General features: G+C 40.3%; 23 protein-coding genes and 1 tRNA gene. 23 read left to right on the top strand and 1 reads right to left on the bottom strand.

The genetic code is table 11. From position 1 onward, the window contains the following. Window positions 1–217 precede the first annotated feature (217 nt). The 23 genes from yabG (at window position 218) to N9I19_RS20315 (ending at window position 20,854) form a co-directional block, all read left to right on the top strand. Entirely contained in the window at window positions 218–1,096 is an 879-nt protein-coding gene (yabG, locus tag N9I19_RS20425; protein ID WP_317778817.1) for a sporulation peptidase YabG, read from the top strand. A gap of 313 nt (window positions 1,097–1,409) precedes the next feature. Then, on the top strand, window positions 1,410–1,661 hold the full coding sequence (veg, locus tag N9I19_RS20420; RefSeq protein WP_061440325.1) for a biofilm formation stimulator Veg: 252 nt from the start codon (window positions 1,410–1,412) through the stop codon (window positions 1,659–1,661). Between the two features lie 151 nt (window positions 1,662–1,812). Then, on the top strand, window positions 1,813–1,989 hold the full coding sequence (locus N9I19_RS20415; RefSeq protein WP_061440326.1) for a small, acid-soluble spore protein, alpha/beta type: 177 nt from the start codon (window positions 1,813–1,815) through the stop codon (window positions 1,987–1,989). Window positions 1,990–2,312: 323 nt separating this feature from the next. Next, window positions 2,313–3,182, top strand: coding sequence for a 4-(cytidine 5'-diphospho)-2-C-methyl-D-erythritol kinase (gene ispE, locus N9I19_RS20410; protein ID WP_061440327.1), 870 nt, complete (start codon window positions 2,313–2,315; stop codon window positions 3,180–3,182). 61 nt (window positions 3,183–3,243) lie between these two features. After that, window positions 3,244–4,068, top strand: a complete 825-nt coding sequence (gene purR / locus N9I19_RS20405; RefSeq protein WP_061440328.1) for a pur operon repressor — start codon at window positions 3,244–3,246, stop codon at window positions 4,066–4,068. A gap of 13 nt (window positions 4,069–4,081) precedes the next feature. Further along, window positions 4,082–4,456 carry a RidA family protein gene (locus tag N9I19_RS20400; RefSeq protein WP_061440329.1) on the top strand — a complete coding sequence of 125 codons (375 nt, stop codon included), beginning with the start codon at window positions 4,082–4,084 and terminating at the stop codon, window positions 4,454–4,456. A 198-nt stretch (window positions 4,457–4,654) separates the two neighbouring features. Next, on the top strand, window positions 4,655–4,951 hold the full coding sequence (gene spoVG, locus N9I19_RS20395; RefSeq protein ID WP_034316332.1) for a septation regulator SpoVG: 297 nt from the start codon (window positions 4,655–4,657) through the stop codon (window positions 4,949–4,951). A gap of 665 nt (window positions 4,952–5,616) precedes the next feature. Then, window positions 5,617–6,990, top strand: a complete 1,374-nt coding sequence (glmU, locus tag N9I19_RS20390; protein ID WP_089364278.1) for a bifunctional UDP-N-acetylglucosamine diphosphorylase/glucosamine-1-phosphate N-acetyltransferase GlmU — start codon at window positions 5,617–5,619, stop codon at window positions 6,988–6,990. Window positions 6,991–7,005: 15 nt separating this feature from the next. Further along, window positions 7,006–7,959, top strand: a complete 954-nt coding sequence (locus N9I19_RS20385) for a ribose-phosphate diphosphokinase (protein WP_317778816.1) — start codon at window positions 7,006–7,008, stop codon at window positions 7,957–7,959. 235 nt (window positions 7,960–8,194) lie between these two features. Further along, on the top strand, window positions 8,195–8,359 hold the full coding sequence (locus N9I19_RS20380) for a hypothetical protein (RefSeq protein WP_176432011.1): 165 nt from the start codon (window positions 8,195–8,197) through the stop codon (window positions 8,357–8,359). Window positions 8,360–8,364: 5 nt separating this feature from the next. Beyond that, window positions 8,365–8,577 (top strand): type 2 periplasmic-binding domain-containing protein, encoded by a 213-nt coding sequence (locus N9I19_RS20375; RefSeq protein WP_317778815.1) that lies wholly within the window; start codon window positions 8,365–8,367, stop codon window positions 8,575–8,577. Window positions 8,578–9,090: 513 nt separating this feature from the next. Next, the gene (locus N9I19_RS20370; RefSeq protein ID WP_061440333.1) at window positions 9,091–9,729 is read left to right on the top strand and encodes a 50S ribosomal protein L25/general stress protein Ctc; all 639 of its coding nucleotides are present in this window, start codon (window positions 9,091–9,093) and stop codon (window positions 9,727–9,729) included. Window positions 9,730–9,990: 261 nt separating this feature from the next. Next, window positions 9,991–10,551, top strand: coding sequence for an aminoacyl-tRNA hydrolase (gene pth, locus N9I19_RS20365; RefSeq protein ID WP_089364280.1), 561 nt, complete (start codon window positions 9,991–9,993; stop codon window positions 10,549–10,551). A 104-nt stretch (window positions 10,552–10,655) separates the two neighbouring features. After that, the gene (gene fin / locus N9I19_RS20360; RefSeq protein ID WP_061440335.1) at window positions 10,656–10,886 is read left to right on the top strand and encodes an anti-sigma-F factor Fin; all 231 of its coding nucleotides are present in this window, start codon (window positions 10,656–10,658) and stop codon (window positions 10,884–10,886) included. A gap of 169 nt (window positions 10,887–11,055) precedes the next feature. Further along, window positions 11,056–14,592, top strand: coding sequence for a transcription-repair coupling factor (mfd, locus tag N9I19_RS20355; RefSeq protein WP_317778814.1), 3,537 nt, complete (start codon window positions 11,056–11,058; stop codon window positions 14,590–14,592). A gap of 190 nt (window positions 14,593–14,782) precedes the next feature. Then, window positions 14,783–15,319 (top strand): stage V sporulation protein T, encoded by a 537-nt coding sequence (spoVT, locus tag N9I19_RS20350; protein WP_061144055.1) that lies wholly within the window; start codon window positions 14,783–14,785, stop codon window positions 15,317–15,319. A gap of 213 nt (window positions 15,320–15,532) precedes the next feature. Then, entirely contained in the window at window positions 15,533–17,152 is a 1,620-nt protein-coding gene (locus tag N9I19_RS20345) for a putative polysaccharide biosynthesis protein (RefSeq protein WP_284469090.1), read from the top strand. After that, window positions 17,145–18,617: a bifunctional methyltransferase/pyrophosphohydrolase YabN gene (gene yabN / locus N9I19_RS20340; RefSeq protein ID WP_317778813.1), complete on the top strand. Its 1,473-nt coding sequence runs from the start codon at window positions 17,145–17,147 to the stop codon at window positions 18,615–18,617. The genes N9I19_RS20345 and yabN overlap by 8 nt, the downstream gene beginning before the upstream one ends. Window positions 18,618–18,640: 23 nt before the next feature. Further along, window positions 18,641–18,904 (top strand): RNA-binding S4 domain-containing protein, encoded by a 264-nt coding sequence (locus N9I19_RS20335; protein ID WP_061465928.1) that lies wholly within the window; start codon window positions 18,641–18,643, stop codon window positions 18,902–18,904. A 76-nt stretch (window positions 18,905–18,980) separates the two neighbouring features. After that, a complete protein-coding gene (gene yabP / locus N9I19_RS20330) occupies window positions 18,981–19,289 on the top strand; it encodes a sporulation protein YabP (protein WP_053348985.1) in 309 nt (102 codons plus the stop codon). Beyond that, a complete protein-coding gene (gene yabQ, locus N9I19_RS20325; protein ID WP_284469088.1) occupies window positions 19,286–19,918 on the top strand; it encodes a spore cortex biosynthesis protein YabQ in 633 nt (210 codons plus the stop codon). Before yabP ends, yabQ begins: the two co-directional genes overlap by 4 nt. A gap of 13 nt (window positions 19,919–19,931) precedes the next feature. Next, entirely contained in the window at window positions 19,932–20,318 is a 387-nt protein-coding gene (locus N9I19_RS20320; protein ID WP_061440340.1) for an FtsB family cell division protein, read from the top strand. An 80-nt stretch (window positions 20,319–20,398) separates the two neighbouring features. Further along, complete coding sequence (locus N9I19_RS20315) at window positions 20,399–20,854, top strand: S1 domain-containing RNA-binding protein (RefSeq protein ID WP_061440341.1); 456 nt, start codon at window positions 20,399–20,401, stop codon at window positions 20,852–20,854. Window positions 20,855–21,052: 198 nt separating this feature from the next. Here N9I19_RS20315 and N9I19_RS20310 read toward each other — a convergent pair. Beyond that, window positions 21,053–21,124, bottom strand: a tRNA-Glu gene (locus N9I19_RS20310). Window positions 21,125–21,142 lie beyond the last annotated feature (18 nt).

The raw sequence follows: 21,142 nt of genomic DNA, 5'->3' as shown, positions 1-21,142 counted from the left end.
TGAACCGCCGTATACCGAACGGTACGTACGGTGGTGTGAGAGGTCGGAGGCTAGGCGCCTCCTCCTACTCGATTTTTGAAATTGGCCTAACATGAATGGAACGTACCCAAAAATGTAGTCAATCCCCATCTTTCACCATTCAAGAATGGTTCGCATAACTTAAGAATGAAAATAAACTAGGGCGGGCTGAAAATAAGTCTTCTCATGGGGTGGGGCCATGAATATTCAAATAAACGATATTGTTGGTCGGGTTTCTTATAAATGCGACGTGTTGTTCCGGGTAATCGATATCCGCGATATTGATGGAAGACGTGAAGCAATTCTTTATGGGGAAGATATCCGGCTGATTGCAGATGCACCTTTTCAAGATTTAATGATCATAAATGATAATGAAAGAAATGATAGGCAAAGGTCGAATGAGGTACTTCTAGAACAATCAGACCGCTTATTAACACAAGATCTGGAGCTGCAACAACAAAAAAACGGCTATCAATCCAGTAATGGCTATCGTTATAGCGGTGAATATTTTCAGATACCAGGTAGGGTCCTCCATGTTGATGGGGATGCATCTTACTTAAAAAAATGCATGGATCTATATCAGAAATTCGGTATTCCGGTCAACGGTATCTATTGCAATGAAAAGGAAATGCCCCAAAGAATCGGGGGTTTACTGGACCATTATCGGCCGGATATCCTTGTTGTCACCGGTCATGATGCTTATTCAAAATCAAAAGGACCAATGTCCGATATCAATGCCTACCGTCACTCTAAGGACTTTGTACTGACAGTTAGAGAAGCGAGAAGGAAGGTTTCTCATTTAGATCAACTTATTATCTTTGCCGGGGCATGTCAATCTCACTTTGAATCGCTGATCCAAGCTGGGGCAAATTTTGCAAGTTCCCCTTCCCGTGTAAATATTCATGCTCTCGATCCAGTATATATAGTCGGAAAGATAAGCTTTACGCCTTTTTCTGAGCATCTTCATGTATGGGATGTCCTTCGGAATACATTAACGGGAGAGAAGGGCTTAGGCGGAGTTGAGACAAAAGGGGTGTTGCGGACGGGGTTGCCTTTCAAGCCATTTCAGGAAGAATGAACGGGCTGCATTTTGAAAGAATGCAGCTTGCTTTTATCGTGTCAGAATTCGGATATTATCAACAAAAACCAGGGTTTTTGTTGAGTGATGTCACTAGGTGAGGATTAAATTACGAAAATTCGGCTTAATAAATAATGAAATAGTTCGTTTACATAATTTTTCATTTCCCAGGATATAATAAAATTGTTCGCGATTTTGCCGGATTTCAGATAAAAATATATTGACTACATTTTTAAGTGCTGATATAATTTATTATTTTGTTTGCGTATATTTGTAATTTGTGATATACTTAACTTAGTGAGGTGGACCGAAAATGCCAAAAACTCTAGCTGATATTAAAACTGCACTTGATTCAAACCTAGGTAAAAGATTGCTCTTAAAAGCAAACGGTGGAAGAAGAAAGACTGTAGAACGTTTTGGAACTTTGGCGGAAACTTATCCGGCTGTTTTTGTAATTGAGCTCGACCAAGACGAAAATGCGTTTGAAAGAGTATCTTACAGCTATGCGGATGTTTTAACGGAAACCGTAGAACTAACATTTTTAAACAAACAACAAGAGATTTAACTTAGACGAGGCAGCGAACAATTTTTGTTTGCTGCTTTTTGTTTTTTAAAAATATCCTGTGAGCTCCAATAAAGGCTTAAAAAGGATGTAATGAAATAGCGTATGATGCAAACACTAGGCATGTGACAGCATGTGAAAGGGGTTGTTTCGCTTGGGCAGGAAAAAAGGGATTATGTCAAACGATCTTAAAGAGGAATTGGCAAAAGAACTTGGATTTTACGATGTTGTCCAGAAAGAAGGCTGGGGAGGAATCCGGGCCAGGGACGCAGGAAACATGGTGAAACTTGCGATCGAAAAAGCGCAACGTCAATTGGTGAACAAAGAGTAAGATAAACACTTAATTGTATCATGCTGTCATACTGAAAGAAGCCAGACTCTTTATACAATGTATAGCCCTATTCATTTTTGCTTACATTGTAGATAAGGAGTCTGGTTTTTTTATGTATCGGTAAATGCTATATATGGATATGTAGCAAGTCTTTTGGGAAGCAGGAATGAGTTGATCTCCCATGTACCTACATGTGTCTATTCTCCTCTAAAGGTCATCTTAGCCTCATTACATTGAAATTACGGTGAAAAAACCTTTAGAATATAAACAAATATGATAGAATAGGACAAGAACTTTTAAGAACGTTAAAGTAGGTGGACATATTGAAGCTTATGGAAAAAGCCCCGGCTAAAATCAATTTGGCTTTGGATGTGCTTTTCAAACGGCCTGATGGGTATCATGAGGTGGAAATGATCATGACGACAGTCGACCTTGCCGATAGAATTGAACTAAAGGAAATTAAGGGAAATCATATTCAAATTCTATCCCATAATCGATTTGTTCCGGATGATCACCGGAATTTAGCTTATCAAGCCGCATTTATTCTAAAGGAACGTTTTGGTATCAATAAAGGTGTTTCTATAACCATAGAGAAAAATATACCTGTAGCTGCAGGACTTGCTGGTGGAAGCAGTGATGCTGCAGCTACCTTGAGAGGCTTAAATAGACTGTGGAAGCTTGGTCTTTCCATGGATGAACTTGCGGAAATAGGAGCTGAAATTGGCTCTGATGTTTCATTTTGTGTGTATGGAGGAACGGCATTGGCAAGAGGGCGCGGTGAAAAAATCACGCATCTCCCTGCACCGCCAAAATGCTGGGTCATCTTGGCCAAACCGACAATCGGCGTTTCGACTGCTGATATATACAAAAGGCTCCAAATTTCTAAAATGGATCACCCAGATGTACCTGGAATGATTTCGGCTATTAAGGAAAATAATTATCACGATGTATGTCAGGGTTTGGGCAATGTTCTAGAACAAGTGACATTGCAGTTATACCCAGAGGTTGCGAATATTAAAGATCAAATGAAAACATTTGGAGCAGATTCGGTCTTGATGAGCGGAAGTGGTCCGACCGTTTTTGGTTTGGTGGAGCATGATTCGCGGATGCAAAGAATTTATAATGGACTTCGGGGATTTTGTGATCAAGTCTATGCGGTCCGCTTATTAGGTGATCGAAACAATCTTGAATAGAAACGTACATTAGTGGTATAGTTGCTATATAATATTCGGAATTCACAAAGGGGGTGTCTCAATGAAATTTCGTCGCAGCGAGAGGCTAGTCGATATGACCAATTATTTATTAGAACATCCAGGGGAACTTGTTTCGCTGACTTATTTTGCTGAAAGGTATAGTTCGGCAAAATCCTCGATCAGTGAAGATTTGACAATCATCAAAGATACCTTTGAACAACGCGGGATAGGTTCTTTAACAACTGTTCCAGGTGCGGCAGGTGGAGTGAAGTATATTGTTTCCATCAAGGAAGCTGAAGTCAATACCTTCATTGACGGATTATGCGATACGATCGCTAGTCCCGAAAGGTTACTTCCTGGCGGCTATCTATATATGACAGACATATTAGGTCATCCACAAACCGTGAATAAGGTTGGAAGGATAATCGCTTCAATGTATGCCAAGAAAAATGTCTCTGTCATTATGACAATGGCAACTAAAGGGATATCATTAGCATACGCCGTGGCAAATTATTTGAATGTTCCAGTTGTCATTGTAAGTAGGAATAATAAAGTAACGGAAGGTTCTACAGTGAGCATCAATTATGTTTCAGGCTCTTCAAAGAGGATTCAGACGATGGTACTCTCTAAAAGAAGCTTGGTTGAGGGTTCGAATGTATTAATTGTAGATGATTTCATGAAGGCTGGGGGTACCATTAATGGTATGGTCAGTTTATTGGATGAATTTAAGGCAACAGTTGCCGGAATTGCGGTGCTGGTCGAATCCGAACATACTGAAGAATGTCTTGTCGAGGACTATGTTTCACTGATCAAGTTGACCCAGGTGGTCGAAAGAGACAAAAAAATCAATGTCAGTCGTGGGAATTATTTTTCGCAAAAGGAATAGGGGGAATCATTTCATGAAAACGATACATACGGATGAAGCACCGGCAGCGATCGGCCCATATTCACAAGGCGTGATCGTGGATAAGTTATTTTTCAGTTCAGGACAAATCCCTCTTACTGCTTCTGGTGAGATGGTAACAGGGAATGTTAAGGAACAGACACACCAGGTCTTTAAAAATCTCCAAGCTGTATTGAAAGAAGCGGGAGCCTCATTGGAAACTGTCATTAAAGCTACGGTATTCATTAAAAGCATGGACGATTTCGGTTCGATTAATGAAATATACGGAGAATATTTTTCAAGTCACAAACCTGCTCGCTCTTGTGTAGAGGTTGCCAGGCTTCCTAAAGATGCACTAGTGGAAATAGAAGTGGTTGCGCTCGTTAAATAAACGGGCGTTTTTTTTGTGAATTTTTTTAAAGGGAATTGGCAATGGGCAATTTCCCTGTAATATAAGGGTGATTTTTAGTATTTTTGAAAACTAGGCTGAATTTTCTAAAAAACTTACAGATAATAGAAGGAGTTCACGTTTTTTTGTTGAATATGTACTTTAAGTTTTAACAACAACAAAAAGGGATGGTGAGCTTAAATGGAAGTAACTGACGTAAGATTACGCCGTGTGAATACGGATGGTCGTATGAGAGCTATCGCATCAATTACATTGGATAATGAATTTGTGGTTCATGATATTCGTGTAATCGACGGAAACAATGGTTTATTTGTAGCTATGCCAAGTAAACGAACTCCAGATGGAGAATTCCGGGATATCGCTCATCCAATCAATTCCTCGACACGCGGGAAAATTCAAGAAGCTGTCTTGACAGAATATCATCGATTGGGAGAACTTGAAACTGAATTAGAGGAAGCTGGAGCAGGAGCTTCTTAATTAACCTTGCCTTAAAACTTTAAATTTATAATTCGTGCACCTAGAGCCTACTTCATAAGTAGTGCTCTTTTTTATTTTATTCGGAAACGATAAGTTTAGAACTTATCCCCTTTTTAGACAGGAATTTGTTTAATTTGGCAGATAGTGTAATGATCACGGTGCTATCTTCAAAGGTTTAAGTACCCGACTTTTTTATTTTTTAAACCTTTTTTATTCATCCTTATATTGCCTCCCCAAAAAAGCGGGATGGACAGAATAGCATTAACGGAGTTTACTATACCTCTAATGACCTGAATATGAAATGGATCTGTAACTGAGTTTCGGAATGGGCGTTAACAAAGGATGCAGTGGTTCCTAAAGGCATGTACATAGGGCATAATGCGATCAGAGTAGTGTTTTGGGATAATGAGGGTAGCTTGTGTTATAAAGGGGAGAAGACATGGTTTCTGTATTATGCCAATAATGAATATAACATGGACCAGGCATATTATTCTTACTTGAATGATTTAAAAGAAGACTAAAAGGACCAATAAAAACGTTTTTAAGGCTGCGAAAATTTACCTTTGCGGTTGACAATTATATGTACTTTTAATTGTTACCTTGAAAAGAATCACTATTTGAGATAATATTTTTAGTGGATAAAAAGGTGAAAATGGAGGCCTGTTATGAGTAATCGCTATGCAATAATATTGGCCGCTGGGCAAGGTACTAGGATGAAATCTAAGCTTTATAAGGTTTTACACCCTGTTTGCGGAAAACCAATGGTACAACATGTCATCGATCAAGTCAATCAACTTCAAATAGAAGATATTGTAACAGTTATCGGCCATGGAGCTGAAAAAGTTCAAGAACAACTTGGTGATTCATGCGAGTATGCCTTACAAGGTCAGCAATTAGGTACGGCACATGCTGTAATGCAAGCGGAAAGCGTTTTATCCGATAAAAGTGGAACGACCCTTGTTATTTGCGGTGATACGCCTTTGATCAAAGCAGAAACGATGAAAGAGCTTATAGCATTGCATGAGCAGAGTCAGGCGAAAGCAACAATCTTAACAGCATATGCAGATAACCCTGCTGGCTATGGAAGGGTCCTTCGCGGTGGAGGCGGACTTGTAGAAAAAATCGTCGAGCATAAGGATGCCACTGATGAAGAAAAATATGTTAAGGAAATAAATACCGGAACATATTGCTTCGATAACCAAGCATTATTTAGCGCGCTGAAAAAAGTTTCAAATGAAAATGTCCAGGGAGAATATTACTTACCGGATGTTATTGAAATTTTAAAACAAGAAGGCGAAGTGGTGACGGCCTTCCAATCAAGTGACTTCGAGGAGACATTAGGTGTAAATGACCGAGTGGCTTTATCGCAGGCTGAGCAAATTTTACGGAAACGCATCAATGAATCGCATATGAGGAATGGCGTAACAATCATCGATCCTCTTACTACGTTCATTGAAGCGGATGTGCAGATCGGACAGGATACGGTCATTAACCCTGGGTCATGCATAAAAGGAAATAGTATTATCGGGCAGGATTGTTTGATTGGCCCGAATACAGAAATCAAAAATTGTGAAATTGGTGATGGAACGGAAATCCTCCAATCGGTTGTACACGAAAGCAGTATTGGAAGTTCTGTTAAAATCGGTCCTTTTGCACATGTTAGACCTCAATCAGATATTCAGGATTCCGTTAAAATCGGTAATTTTGTAGAAATTAAAAAGACCGTTTTTGGCAAAGGAAGCAAGGCCTCCCATTTGAGTTATATTGGCGATGCAGAGGTTGGGGAGAATGTTAATATAGGCTGCGGATCTATTACCGTGAATTATGACGGGGAAAATAAACATTTGACGAAGATTGAAGACAATGTCTTCATAGGCTGCAATTCTAATCTTGTTGCACCTGTGACGATAGGAGAAGGAGCATATGTAGCTGCAGGGTCAACCATCACTCAAGATGTACCGCAGGAAGCTCTATCCGTTGCTCGGGCTCGTCAAGTTAATAAAGAAGATTATGTCAAGAAATTGAAATTTAATAAATAACCGACGGAGGTCAACATGTCAAATCAGTATTTAGATCCTAATTTAAAAGTATTCTCTTTAAATTCAAACTTCGATTTAGCTCAAGAAATTGCTGCTGCAATCGGTGTTGAGCTTGGAAAATGTAGCGTAACAAGTTTCAGTGACGGTGAAGTTCAGATTAATATTGAAGAAAGTATTCGTGGCTGTGACGTTTACGTAATCCAATCAACAAGTCAACCAGTCAATGAAAATTTAATGGAACTTTTAATTATGATCGATGCTCTTAAACGTGCTTCAGCTAAAACGATCAATATTGTAATGCCATATTACGGTTATGCCCGACAAGATCGTAAAGCGCGTGCGCGTGAACCAATTACAGCTAAACTAGTTGCTAATCTTTTAGAGACAGCTGGTGCCCACCGTGTAATTACATTAGATCTTCACGCGCCACAAATTCAAGGTTTCTTCGATATTCTGATTGATCACCTTGTAGCTGTTCCGATCTTAGCGGATCACTTCAAAGAAAAAGATTTAAGTGATATCGTCATCGTTTCTCCTGATCATGGTGGTGTAACACGTGCACGTAAAATGGCAGATCGCCTAAAAGCACCGATTGCCATTATCGATAAGCGCCGCCCAAGACCGAACGTGGCTGAAGTCATGAACATCATAGGTAATATTGAAGGGAAGACAGCTATCCTGATTGATGACATCATCGATACTGCAGGTACTATTACACTAGCGGCCAATGCACTTGTAGAGAATGGTGCTAAAGCAGTTTATGCTTGTTGTACACACCCGGTCCTTTCAGGTCCTGCCATCGAAAGGATTCAAAATTCAACAATCAAGGAATTGGTCGTAACTAACTCGATTGCCCTATCCGAAGATAAGAAAATCGATAAAATTGTGGGACTTTCTGTAGCACCGTTGATTGCAGAGGCAATTATTCGTGTCCATGAGGAACAATCAGTCAGCACATTATTCGATTGATAACAATAAAGTAACCAAAACACGGCGGGCCTTTGGGCTCGTCGTGTTTTGGTTCAAACCATTCTTTCGAAAATAATTAATTCATAGTTAAGTAGGTCATACAACTGAACGCCGACCGGACTACCGAAGGCTCCTTTTCAATTACCATTGAACATTAGGCGTTTTTTGCCCTACTGTCATATTGGTGAAGAAAAGGAGCCTTTTATTTTAGATAAATAGTTCAAGAAGGGTGTGAATGAAATGTGTGGCGAGCATCCTCATGCTGATATTAAGTGCATATGCGGGGAGGAAAAAACAGTTCCAAAAAACGAAAGGGTCGGATAATGCCATTCGAATCGGTTATCAAAAATTCGGGTCGTTAATCTTTAAAAATCAACAGGGGAACTGGAAACGCATTTAAAACATATGGGATATACCGTCGATTGGACTCCAGCAGGACCCCGGCTACTTGAAACCTTGAATGTCCAGCCTGATTTTGGGCTTACAGGGGAGGCGCCACCGATATTTGGACAGGCAGCCAAAGCTTCACTTGTCTATATGGCTAAACAGCCAGCAAACCCTTCAGGAGAGGCTATCGTCGTGCAAAAGAATCACCCATTAAAAAATGTGAAAGATTAAGGGGAAGAAGGTTGGTTTGAATAAAGGCTTTGATGTTCGTCAAAAGCTTTGGAGGAAACTGCTCTCACCTCTTGGAATGCTTTGACGAGGATTGGCATCTAAAGCTGATTGAAGAACGATAGAGGAAAAAGGACTACTTGACTGCCTCACTTGTTACAAATGCTGCAGAAGCCGTACTGCTTTTAAGACCTAGTCCTATTAATCGGAAAAGGGGTCATGAATAAGGAAATCAATCTGCCGAGACCACGGCAAAGGACAATATTCAATAGTAGCTGCCCAAATACTTAACAGAGTCATGCAAGTTAAGGGCGAAATGGAAAAAAAGCGATTCACGCTTAAACCATAATAAAAAAGAATCAAAAAGTTTTTTTGTAGGAAATTCCTTTGTTTACCATATGTTTATACTGTTATTGTAGCCTTCAGTTTCTACCTTTCATGTTTAATGCCTCGCCATTTAGGGAAATGTTAAATATAGAGAAACTTGTAATTTATAATTAGGAAGGCGGAGGATGTATGAGTAATTTATTAGCTGCAAAAGAACGTACGGATTTAAAACAGTCCAATTTAAGGAATTTGAGGGAAAGCGGCGAAATCCCTGCGATAGTATATGGCAATCAAAATGACAGTACAGCCATTTCGGTCAATAATATTGAACTTCAAAAGACAATAAAGGAAATAGGCCGTAATGGTATCATTTCTTTGGACTTGGAAGGAACGAGTTATAAAGTCATGCTCTCTGACTATCAAAAGGATCCTATAAAGAACTTCATTTATCATGCAGACTTTTTAATTGTAGATATGTCCGCTCAATTACAGGCACAAGTTCGCATTAACCTTGTCGGTGTTTGTAAAGGCGTTAAAGACGGTGGTGTCCTTCAGCAGTCTCTTCATGAAGTGACGGTGACGGCTAAACCTAATGACATTCCTGAATCCATCGACGTTGACGTTACCGAACTACAGGTAGGGGATACAATCTACATATCTGATATCGAAACGAATCAGCAAGTTACTATCGACAATGATGGTGAAGAAGTTGTTGCATCTGTTTTGGCTCCTCGTCAGGAAGAGGAAATAGGTACAGGTGAACAGCAAGATGGAGGTATCCCTGAAAATGCAGAGGGCAGGGAGACAAAAGCGTCACCAGAGTCATGATGCCGGGATTAAACAAGTGAATCATGATATAATAGGCGTAGCTCTTAATGAGTTACGTCTTTTCAATCTCTGGATGCGTTTATTCAAACTGTGCCATTTTTAGGAATTGATTCCTTTAATTAGGGTTTATTTCTAATTAGTTCTCCGGTCGCTTGCAGTCCAGCTTGAAATTAGGGTACTATTTTTCTAAGGTCAATGATCTTGGGAAAAACTTCGTCCCAACGTAACTCCCTAAATAACCGTAATGACGGAGTGTGAATCATGAAAATTATTGTAGGGTTAGGGAACCCAGGTAAACAATACGAAAAAACCCGGCATAACGTCGGATTTGAAGTAATAGATGAGTTATCCAGAAAATGGTCGATCCCACTTGACCAAGCAAAACATAAGGGGATCTATGGTGTGGGAATGGTAAAGGGAGAGAAAGTTTTATTGCTTAAACCCTTAACCTACATGAATTTATCAGGAGAATCCATTTCGGCAGTCATGCATTTCTTTAAGGTGGATATCGCGGATGTAGTCATTATATATGATGACCTTGATTTGCCTCCAGGGAAGCTTCGCCTTCGTCAAAAAGGAAGTGCAGGCGGTCATAATGGGATAAAATCTTCAATTGCCCATTTGGGTACCCAAGAATTCAATCGAATCAGAATAGGCATTGGCCGCCCTATAGGCCGTATTCCAGTATCTGATTATGTATTAGGGCGTTTTACTCCTGAGGAATGGGATCATGTAGGGGCAACAATCGAAAAAAGCGCAGCTTCTTGTGAAGCCTGGATGGAAAAACCATTTATACAGGTCATGAACGAATATAACCAATAGGCAAAGAGTAGATATAAGTAAAGAATAATTCTTCCTGTTTCGCTGAATAAATCCCCTCTACTTTTGTACATACTAACACTATTACTTAAATAGGGGGTTACGAAATGGCTCTCCATTATCGATGCCGACATTGCGGAACTAAACTGGGCTCAATCGAGGCACACTCACTGAGTACGGAGCAGTTAGGTTTTAATCAACTTACCGATGAAGAGCGACAAGAGATGATCGTTTATGATTCTGAAGGGGATATGCATGTAAGGGCGATATGTGAAGATTGTCATGAATCGCTGCAGAGAAACCCTGAATTATATGAAAACGATTATATTATTCATTAGCGGGAGAGGGCTTTGGACAAAATCCAAAGCATTTTTCCGTTTGTCTGGTTTACAAGGGCATATAAAATGAGAAATTACCGTTAATAAAGAGGACGCTTGGTTTTAATGGCCAAGTTTAAATACAAGAGTTTCAAATGGTTTTCGCACGTTATAGAGGGGGGGAAAGAAAATGAATGGATTGCAAAACTTGTTCTCCAAACAAGATGATGTTCATTCGTTAATAGCCGGCATTGATGAAGGGCTTAAGGAACAAATCGTCTCTGGTCTGACAGGTTCCTCGAGATCACTTTTGCTGGCTTCTGTATATGAAAAGACGAATAGGCCGATTTTATTAGTTACCCATAATTTATTGCAAGCACAAAAATTCCATGAAGACTTATCCAGTTTCATTCCCGAGGAAGAATTATATATATATCCAGCCAATGAATTGATTGCGGCTGATTTGAGTGTGGCCAGTCCGGAATTAAGGGCCCAACGTATAGAGGCATTGAATTTTTGGGCGGAGGGGAAGAAAGGGATTGTCATTGCGCCGATTCCCGGGGTCCGTCGTGTGCTTCCTTCAAAGGATATTTGGAAGAGGCATCAGCTTACGTTCAATTTAGGGGAAGACATCGGGCTCGAACCAACGCTTAATAAATTCATTGCTATGGGGTATAACCGGTCTGAAATGGTTGCTTCTCCAGGTGAATTCAGTATCCGGGGCGGTATAATCGATATTTATCCGATCACGGAACCTAATCCAATACGAATTGAATTATTCGATACCGAAATAGATTCAATAAGGACCTTTTCAAGCGAAGATCAGCGATCCATCGAGAAACTCAAGAAAGTGACGATCGGTCCCGTCAGTGAGGCTTTACTAGAGACAGAGCACATCGAAAGAATGATAACAAGGCTTGAGAGCGGATTAAGTAAAAGCTTGAAGAAGCTTAAAGATGAGAAAACCAAGGAACAACTGGTTCAAACGATCAGCTATGAACTTGAGCAGCTGAAAATGGGAAATAAACCAGACCAAATCTTTAAATACTTAAGTTTAGCTTATGAAGATCCAGCTAGTTTAATAGATTATTTACCTGTAAATGGTTTGGTTTTCTTAGATGAAATCAGTCGAATCCAGGAAATCAATGATTCTTTGGAAAAGGAAGAGGCTGGTTGGTACACTGACCTTTTAAGTCAGGGACAGATTATCCATGACATAAAGTTGGCTCATCCCATGCAGGAATTAATAATGAAATCCAGCAGGCCGTTTGTATACCTTTCATTATTTTTACGGCATGTACCGCATACGAATCCTCAGAATATCCTGAATTTTGCCAGTAAACAAATGCAAAATTTCCACGGCCAGATGAATGTGTTCAAAGCTGAACTGGAACGGTGGAAAAAAGGGAAATTTACAGTCGTCATACTTGGACAGGATGATGAACGGGTAAAAAAACTGCATTCGGTTTTAGCCGATTATGATATAGAGGCCGCAGAACTGTTTGATGCGAACAGCATTCTTCCAGGTAAAGTACAGATTTTACGCGGCAGTTTAAATAGCGGCTTTGAATTACCCATGCAGAAATTCTGTATCATTACGGAAACGGAATTGTTTAATAAGAAGTCAAAGAAATCGACACGGAGACAGAAACTATCGAATGCGGAGCGAATCAAGAGTTATTCCGAACTTAAGATCGGTGACTATGTCGTTCATGTTAACCATGGTATCGGGAAATATTTAGGGATTGAAACCCTTACGATAAATGGGGTCCATAAAGATTACCTGAATATTCGTTATCAAGCGGATGACAAATTGTATGTTCCTGTTGACCAAATTGATCTTGTCCAAAAATATGTCGGTTCAGAAGGGAAAGAACCGAAGCTTTATAAGCTAGGCGGAACGGAATGGAAACGTGTCAAAAGCAAGGTTCAATCATCAGTTGAAAACATTGCTGATGATTTAATCAAGTTATATGCAGAAAGGGAAGCGGCAAAGGGCTATGCTTTTTCACCTGATGGTGATATGCAGAGAGAGTTCGAAACTTCATTCGCTTATAATGAAACGGAAGATCAATTACGTTCTATAGTCGAAATCAAAAAGGATATGGAACGGGAACGGCCGATGGATCGTTTATTATGCGGTGATGTCGGATATGGGAAGACAGAGGTGGCCATCCGTGCCGCTTTTAAAGCCATTATGGATGGCAAGCAAGTTGCCTTTCTTGTTCCGACCACAATCCTCGCCCAGCAGCATTATGAAACATTAAGGGAGCGTTTTCAGGATTATCCCATTTCGATTGGTCTTATGAGCCGTTTCCGGAGTAAAAAACAGCAAACGGAAACGATTAAAGGATTGAAGGCTGGCACGGTGGATATTGTGGTAGGCACGCATAGGATTTTATCCAAAGATATCGTGTACCGCGATTTGGGATTGCTTATCATAGATGAAGAACAGCGCTTTGGCGTTACACATAAGGAGAAGATCAAACGGTTAAAAACAAATGTGGATGTACTGACTTTGACTGCGACGCCGATTCCAAGGACCCTTCATATGTCCATGTTGGGCGTGAGGGACTTGTCCGTTATCGAAACACCTCCTGAGAATCGCTTCCCGATTCAAACTTATGTGATGGAGTATAATGGCTCGTTGGTAACGGAAGCGATAGAACGGGAATTGGCCAGGGATGGCCAGGTTTATTTCCTGTACAATCGGGTAGAGGATATAGCAAGAAAAGCAGAAGAAATTTCCATGTTAGTACCCGATGCCCGTGTGACATTTGCTCATGGGCAAATGTCAGAGCAAGAGCTGGAAGCCGTCATGTTTGGCTTTTTAGAGGGTGAATATGATGTTTTGGTAAGTACAACCATTATTGAGACAGGTGTCGATATCCCGAATGTAAATACACTAATAGTGAATGAAGCAGATAGAATGGGACTTTCACAGCTCTATCAGCTACGTGGCCGTGTAGGGCGATCCAATCGGGTGGCATATGCATTCTTTACTTATAGGAAAGATAAAGTATTGACGGAAGTCGCAGAAAAACGTCTCCAATCCATTAAGGAATTTACAGAATTGGGTTCAGGGTTCAAAATTGCGATGCGTGATTTATCCATCAGGGGAGCTGGAAATATTCTAGGGGCTCAACAACACGGCTTCATCGATTCGGTTGGTTTTGATTTGTACTCACAAATGTTGAAAGAAGCGGTGGATGCAAAACGTAATGACCAACCAGTCGAAGAAAAGAACACCCTTGAAATTGACGTTGAAGTGGATGCATATATACCTGATGCCTACATAATGGATGGACATCAGAAAATAGAAATGTATAAAAGGTTCAGGGGCATTACCTCACTTGAAGAAGTGGAAGAATTACAAGATGAAATGCTCGATCGTTTCGGAGAGTATCCCGAAGAAGTCGCCTATTTATTCATGATCGCCGAGATGAAGGTATATGCTGAAAAAGCTGGAATTGAAAGCATTAAACAATTGAAGCAGGAAATCAGCATTCTTATTAGGGAAAAGGTAAGCAGCGATGTGGATGGACAAAAGGTGTTTGAGCTGGGATCAAAGTATGGCCGTATGGTTGGCTTTGGCATGGACGGCAATCGAATGAAGCTGGTCCTGCACATAAAAGGCGTAGAACAAAGCAAATGGCTTAATATCCTATTTGAGATGGCCAAGGGCTTACAGCATGTAAAAAAAGAGACTCAAGCCACAAAGAACTAAAAGTGAATGATTATCCTCTTGAAGAAATGTTTTTTAAGATACCATGGTAAAAGAGTGCAACGAAAAGAAAAATTTTTTCAAAGTGCATAGAACTTACCATTAGAAAAATACTAAGTACAATAGCTGGTGATGATTTTGCTACAAAAAGAGGATTTATCAAATCAATTAGATGAAAGTGAGGCAACATTAGATGAAAGCAACTGGTATCGTTCGCCGAATTGATGATTTAGGAAGAGTCGTCATCCCGAAAGAAATTCGAAGGACCCTCCGTATTCGTGAAGGGGATCCATTGGAAATCTTTGTAGACAGAGACGGAGAAGTCATCTTAAAGAAATATTCTCCTATTAGTGAATTAGGAGATTTTGCAAGAGAATATGCAGAAGCACTTTATGATAGCCTTGGAAACCCAGTTATGATTTGTGACAGGGATACTTACATTGCAGTGGCAGGTGGCTCCAAAAAAGAATACTTAAATAAAAGCGTTAGTGAACTAGTGGAAAAAATCATGGAAGAAAGAAATCCTGTTTTGGAATCTCCGAATGGACAAATTTCCTTCGTTGATTCAAATGACGAAGAGGTCCAATCATATACTGCAGCTCCGATCATTGCGAGTGGCGACCCGATTGGTGCCGTCTTGATTTTCTCTAAAGAAGGTACCATTGGAGAAGTGGAACAGAAATCGGTTGAAACCGCAGCAAGTTTTCTAGCTAGACAAATGGAACAGTAAGTTTGGACATGCCATTATATTTTTAGATGTGGAAAGGGCAGCAATCGCTGCCCTTTTTGCTCTTTATTAAACGGATTGGGGAGGACAATAAAAAGGAGGAGCATTTTCTCGAGGTGAATATGGGGATTAATTAACAGTATGGTTACAAATGAAAATTAACCACTTGAATTATGCTATAATAACTACCACATATGAGTGAAAAGGGGAAAAAGAATGGCTGAAAAGCCTTATAAAACTTCAAATGAACTTTTTCGAAGTGCGCTGATCCTGAGCGTAGCAGCGATTATCGTTAAAGTTTTGAGCGCGGCATATCGCATACCTTATCAGAACATAGCAGGCGACATCGGGTTTTATATCTATCAGCAGGTATATCCCTTCTACGGTGTTGCTTTTACATTATCAACACTTGGCTTCCCTGTTGTCATATCCAAATTGATCGCAGAGCGGGAGTCTTCAAAAAATAATTTTGCGGTCAAGGACATTTTAGTCACCTCATTCGTCGTCTTAAGTTCGATAGGAATCATGATGTTTGCTGCACTGTTTCTTGGCGCAGATTGGATTGCCGGATGGATGAAGGATCCGAATTTAGCCAGTCTGCTAAGAATCACTGCCTATTCCTATTTATTAATGCCGATTTCATCCGTATTAAGAGGGTATTTTCAAGGAATAAACGACATGATACCTACAGCGAGTTCGCAGGTCGCTGAACAATGTATCCGTGTATTGACGATACTGGTGCTTTCCACAATATTCGTGTATCAGGGCTACTCTCATTATGTGGTCGGTAAGGGGGCGGTTTTCGGTTCGATTACTGGCGGCATAACTGGCCTGGTACTGCTTATTGTTTTCGTAATTTTAAAAGAAGAATGGAAGCTTTTTTTAAGAATGAATATCAAACCGGTAAATTTCATCAAGATTTCCAAAGTCCTGGTTTTTCAAGGGTTGGCCTTTTGCATAACTGGCTTGATCCTTATCTTGTTTCAGTTTGTTGATTCACTGCACCTGTATTCGCTACTAAGGGATACGGGGATGGGGGAAAAGGAAGCTAAAGAATGGAAAGGGGTATATGACCGTGGACAGCCATTGCTTCAGCTAGGGACAGTCGTGGCTAATTCTTTTGCATTGGCGCTTGTACCTGTAATATCTGGATTTGTTAAGAAGAAAAGTGAACAAGAATTACTCAATAAGATTAAATTGGCGCTGCGTGTAAGTACGACAATTGGACTTGCTGCTGCGATTGGACTGTTAGTAACGATTAAGCCGGTCAATCAAATGCTGTTCACGGATGCCAAAGGAACAATTACTTTAGCAATTTTCTCCTTATCGATTTTATTTACATCCATCATAATGGCAGAAGCGGCAGTGCTTCAAAGTTTAGGTTACTCGTTTGTGCCGGTGATCATTACGATTATAGGTGTGGGTAGCAAGTGGGCTTTGAACCTTGTTCTTGTGCCCCATTACAAAACCGCGGGAGCAGCCTCGGCAACCGTACTTGCATTTATGATCATGACTGCATTATTTTATACGGTATTGAGAGTACATATTAAAAAGACATTAATTGAAAGGAAGTACCTGTTAATAATTTTGAAGAGTACGGTTTACATGGGTACGGCGGTTCTTATATTCAATGCCTTATTCCAATTGATGTTTTCAGGTGAGAGCCGAATGTTAGCTACGATCCAAGCGCTGATCGGTGTAGGGATCGGTGCAGCCGTTTTTGTGATGACCGCCATTCGTGCAGGTTTATTTGGTGAAGAAGAACTTTCACTTATACCTGCTGGATCAAAGCTTAAACGATTTATAATAACGAATAGGAGTATACGAGATGAATGAGATTACGATAATAGGCCTTGGTGCAGGAGATTTAGATCAGCTTCCGCTAGGGATTTATAAAAAATTGACACAAACTGAACAATGCTTCGTCAGAACGATAGATCATCCTGTAATCGGGGATTTGAAAAGGGAAGGCATCAATTTCACGGCATTTGACGAGATATATGAAAAGCACGACCAATTTGAAGCGGTATATGAAGAGATTGCTGAAACACTATTACAGGAGGCTTCAAGCCGTTCCGTTCTTTACGCGGTTCCAGGGCATCCAATGGTTGCGGAAAAAACGGTTCAGCTTTTGCTCGAAAAGGGTCCGTCTCTTGGAATAGCCATTAAGCTAGAAGGCGGTCAAAGTTTTCTTGATCCCTTGTTTCAGGCTGTTCAGATCGATCCGATTGAAGGGTTCCAGCTTTTGGATGGTACAGATCTTTCTCCGGATGATTTGCACATTACCCAGCACATGATAATCGGGCAGGTGTATGATGCTTTCAGCGCGTCCAATGTGAAGTTGACTTTAATGGAAAAGCTTCCGGATGACTACGAGGTATATATCGTCACAGCGGCAGGCAGCAGTCAGGAAAAAGTGACAAAGTGCGCACTGTTCGAACTCGACCGTCAGATGGAGTTAAGTAACTTGACGAGTGTTTATGTCCCGCCTGTTAGAGAAGAAGCGTTACGGTATCGGGAGTTTTCTAAACTGCGGCAGGTCATTGCAGAACTTAGAGGTCCTGGCGGATGCCCTTGGGATAAGAAACAGACTCATGAAAGCTTGAAGAAATATCTAATAGAAGAGGCATACGAGCTTATTGATTCCATAGATGAAGAGGACGATGAGGGCATGGTTGGTGAACTTGGGGATGTACTCCTTCAGGTGATGCTTCATTCTCAAATCGGCGAAGATGAGGGAATGTTCACGGTGGATGATGTGATTGAAGGCATTACTGCAAAAATGATTCGGCGCCACCCTCATGTATTCGGGGATGTTGAGGTGAATGGCGAGGAAGATGTATTAGTGAACTGGCAGAAAATCAAAGAAGATGAGAAAGGGAGCGAAACAAAGGCTTCAATTTCCATTCTGGATGGTATTGAGAAATCGCTGCCAAACTTAATTCGGGCAGAAGAGTACCAAAAAAGGGCTGCGAAGGTTGGATTTGATTGGGATGAGGTTTCCGAAGCGTGGAAAAAGGTTATAGAAGAAGTGCAGGAATTAGAAGAGGAAATATTAAGCCCGAATCGGGATGTCGAAAGAATTAAATCAGAGCTGGGCGACCTCTTTTTTGCGCTTGTCAACATTTCACGTTATTATGACATACAAGCAGAAGAAGCCGTCTACAAAGCAAACGAGAAATTTCACCAGCGTTTTACATATATAGAAGAGAGCATTCAAAGGGCAGACAAAAAGTTTGAGGATTATACATTAGAAGAACTGGATTCATATTGGGATGAGGCAAAAGCTAAAGGACTTTAATTAAGGGAGAGATTTGAATGTCGATGAGATTGGATAAATTCCTAAAAGTTTCAAGGTTGATCAAACGCCGCACACTTGCGAAGGAAGTTGCGGATAAAGGGAGAATCACGATTAACGGACAACAGGCAAAAGCAAGTTCGAGTGTTAAAGATGGTGATGAATTAACTGTACGATTCGGTCAAAAGCTGGTTACTGTGCGAGTCGATAAAATTCAAGAAACGACGAAAAAAGAAGCGGCTGCAGATATGTATTCCATCATAAAGGAAGAGAAGCTAGCAGAGGAGTAAGGACAGGCTTGGTTCTAATTCCCTTCTTACGGACATACACTTGTACAAAATCAGTGGTACTGTGAGGGATGAAAAAATGAGCCAATATATTGATCCGAATGCTGGTTACACAAAGGGAACGATCCAAGAGCATGATGTAACGATGAAAGGCCGCCGTTTACTTGATATTACCGGTGTCAAACAAGTGGAAAGCTTTGATAATGAAGAGTTTTTGCTAGAAACATCAATGGGATTCTTATCTATCCGGGGCCAAAACTTGCAAATGAAGAATTTAGACGTTGATAAGGGCATCGTTTCCATTAAGGGAAAGATTTTCGACCTCGTTTATTTAGATGAGCAATCAGGGGAGAAAGCTAAAGGCTTCTTTGGCAAATTGTTCAAATGACCTTAACGACCCAATTTTATACGTTGCTTGCGATGATAGGCATGGGCAGTGCCTTTGGGGCTGCCCTGGATACGTATAGCAGGTTCCTGAAGCGTTCAGAAAGGAAAAGGTGGATTGTATTCATCCATGATTTCCTTTTCTGGATCATTCAGGGTCTCCTTATTTTTTATGTTTTGTTTTTAGTGAATGAGGGAGAATTTCGCCTCTATTTATTTTTGGCCTTATTATGTGGTTTTTCAGCTTATCAAGCACTTTTCAAAGGGTTCTATCAACGTTTTTTAGAGCTTTTGATAATACTGGTGATAAAGTTGGCGAGATTTATAACTGATGCGGTTCAAATGCTGATATTTCTTCCGATAAAATGGTTAATAGTATCTGTAATAGCCATTATTATCGGGATAGGTAAGTTCGTTTTAGCATTATTAAAATGGGCGGGGAAAATACTTCTCTTTATTTTAAATATTTTCTGGAGGCCATTAAAATGGATTCTGACCTATATATGGAATTTATTGCCGGTTTTTGTTACGAAAAACGTCGGGAAGTTTTATAATAAAGGAAAAGGGATTTTATTGAAAATAAAGAATTCTATAAATAGAACGCTAAATAGATGGAGAACTAAAAAGAAATGAGGAGCGATAATACATGAGTAGCCTTGGTAAAAGGAAAGTGGCAAAAATAGAAAATCCCTACGTCGCTCAACAAGAGAAAAAAGTACAAACAGTAGAAAAAAAGAAGCGTGGTCTAATGCGTAGATTGACACTTTACTCAGTTTTCGCCGCTGTCTTTTTGATTTTGGCTGTTCCCACCCTTCTAACGCAAAATGTTGCACTTGATGAGAAAATTCAACAGAAGAAAGAATTGAAGGGTAAGTTAGCTAAATTGGAAAAGGACGAGACCCTTCTTAAAGAAGAAATCGTAAAGCTTAATGACGATGACTATATAGCGAAAATAGCCAGACGGGATTATTTCTTATCTGAAAAAGGTGAAATCATTTTTACCCTTCCAAAAGGGAAGGAAGATAGTGACTAATATTGACACTGTTTTTTTACTTTCGTTATAATATAGAGTGAAGAGATTTTTTAACATTTCTAAGGAGGAACATTTTTTTTATGTCAATCGAAGTAGGCAGCAAGTTACAAGGTAAAGTAACAGGCATAACTAATTTTGGTGCATTTGTAGAGCTCCCTCAAGGTTCAACCGGTCTTGTCCATATCAGTGAAGTGGCTGATAACTATGTCAAAGATATTAATGATCATTTAAAAGTGGGCGATACAGTCGAGGTGAAAGTCATCAATGTGAAAGATGGCAAGATTGGCTTGTCCATAAAAAAAGCGATAGACCGTCCTGAAGCTGAGCAAAAACCTGCATACACACCACGTCCGCGCCAAGGAAGAGGGAATGACAGCCGTTCCAAAGACTTCCGCTCGAAAGGTAACAGTTTCCAACCCAAGGAAAACTTTGAGCAAAAAATGGCTAAATTCTTAAAAGATAGTGAAGACCGCTTAACGACCCTTAAACGTAGCACCGAAACGAAACGGGGAGGTCGAGGAGGAAGACGCGGATAAAAACTGCTGCTGAAAGTAATAGTTTAGCTACTTTTCCTGTGAAATTATTCATAGTGTAGATAAAGGCAAGCTTGCTGGCTTGTCTTCTTTTAATTATATAAGGCTTTACTTATGGTAATAAAACCTTCAAACGACAATAAAAAGCGCCTCTGTACACTTATTCGGATAAGTGTACAGAGGCGCTTTCGGTGTATATGATGACCCGTACGGGATTCGAACCCGTGTTACCGCCGTGAGAGGGCGGTGTCTTAACCGCTTGACCAACGGTCCGTGATTGTAATAGAAAAA

Origin of the sequence: Peribacillus sp. CSMR9 (assembly GCF_033141925.1) — a bacterium.
Classification (GTDB): domain Bacteria; phylum Bacillota; class Bacilli; order Bacillales; family DSM-1321; genus Peribacillus; species Peribacillus simplex_A.
Note: the sequence above shows the minus strand (reverse complement) of the source record. Positions and strands in the feature narration are given on the sequence as shown.

What these genes read in the sequence shown, in the direction of transcription:
- N9I19_RS20315 (WP_061440341.1), top strand. Translation starts at nt 20,399, where the DNA reads ATGTCAATCGAAGTAGGCAGCAAGTTACAAGGTAAAGTAACAGGCATA.
- veg (WP_061440325.1), top strand. Translation starts at nt 1,410, where the DNA reads ATGCCAAAAACTCTAGCTGATATTAAAACTGCACTTGATTCAAACCTA.
- spoVG (WP_034316332.1), top strand. Translation starts at nt 4,655, where the DNA reads ATGGAAGTAACTGACGTAAGATTACGCCGTGTGAATACGGATGGTCGT.
- fin (WP_061440335.1), top strand. Translation starts at nt 10,656, where the DNA reads ATGGCTCTCCATTATCGATGCCGACATTGCGGAACTAAACTGGGCTCA.
- N9I19_RS20375 (WP_317778815.1), top strand. Translation starts at nt 8,365, where the DNA reads ATGGGATATACCGTCGATTGGACTCCAGCAGGACCCCGGCTACTTGAA.
- mfd (WP_317778814.1), top strand. Translation starts at nt 11,056, where the DNA reads ATGAATGGATTGCAAAACTTGTTCTCCAAACAAGATGATGTTCATTCG.
- N9I19_RS20385 (WP_317778816.1), top strand. Translation starts at nt 7,006, where the DNA reads ATGTCAAATCAGTATTTAGATCCTAATTTAAAAGTATTCTCTTTAAAT.
- yabQ (WP_284469088.1), top strand. Translation starts at nt 19,286, where the DNA reads ATGACCTTAACGACCCAATTTTATACGTTGCTTGCGATGATAGGCATG.
- yabP (WP_053348985.1), top strand. Translation starts at nt 18,981, where the DNA reads ATGAGCCAATATATTGATCCGAATGCTGGTTACACAAAGGGAACGATC.
- N9I19_RS20335 (WP_061465928.1), top strand. Translation starts at nt 18,641, where the DNA reads ATGAGATTGGATAAATTCCTAAAAGTTTCAAGGTTGATCAAACGCCGC.
- N9I19_RS20345 (WP_284469090.1), top strand. Translation starts at nt 15,533, where the DNA reads ATGGCTGAAAAGCCTTATAAAACTTCAAATGAACTTTTTCGAAGTGCG.
- glmU (WP_089364278.1), top strand. Translation starts at nt 5,617, where the DNA reads ATGAGTAATCGCTATGCAATAATATTGGCCGCTGGGCAAGGTACTAGG.
- pth (WP_089364280.1), top strand. Translation starts at nt 9,991, where the DNA reads ATGAAAATTATTGTAGGGTTAGGGAACCCAGGTAAACAATACGAAAAA.
- yabG (WP_317778817.1), top strand. Translation starts at nt 218, where the DNA reads ATGAATATTCAAATAAACGATATTGTTGGTCGGGTTTCTTATAAATGC.
- purR (WP_061440328.1), top strand. Translation starts at nt 3,244, where the DNA reads ATGAAATTTCGTCGCAGCGAGAGGCTAGTCGATATGACCAATTATTTA.
- yabN (WP_317778813.1), top strand. Translation starts at nt 17,145, where the DNA reads ATGAATGAGATTACGATAATAGGCCTTGGTGCAGGAGATTTAGATCAG.
- spoVT (WP_061144055.1), top strand. Translation starts at nt 14,783, where the DNA reads ATGAAAGCAACTGGTATCGTTCGCCGAATTGATGATTTAGGAAGAGTC.
- N9I19_RS20400 (WP_061440329.1), top strand. Translation starts at nt 4,082, where the DNA reads ATGAAAACGATACATACGGATGAAGCACCGGCAGCGATCGGCCCATAT.
- N9I19_RS20320 (WP_061440340.1), top strand. Translation starts at nt 19,932, where the DNA reads ATGAGTAGCCTTGGTAAAAGGAAAGTGGCAAAAATAGAAAATCCCTAC.
- N9I19_RS20380 (WP_176432011.1), top strand. Translation starts at nt 8,195, where the DNA reads ATGAAATGTGTGGCGAGCATCCTCATGCTGATATTAAGTGCATATGCG.
- N9I19_RS20370 (WP_061440333.1), top strand. Translation starts at nt 9,091, where the DNA reads ATGAGTAATTTATTAGCTGCAAAAGAACGTACGGATTTAAAACAGTCC.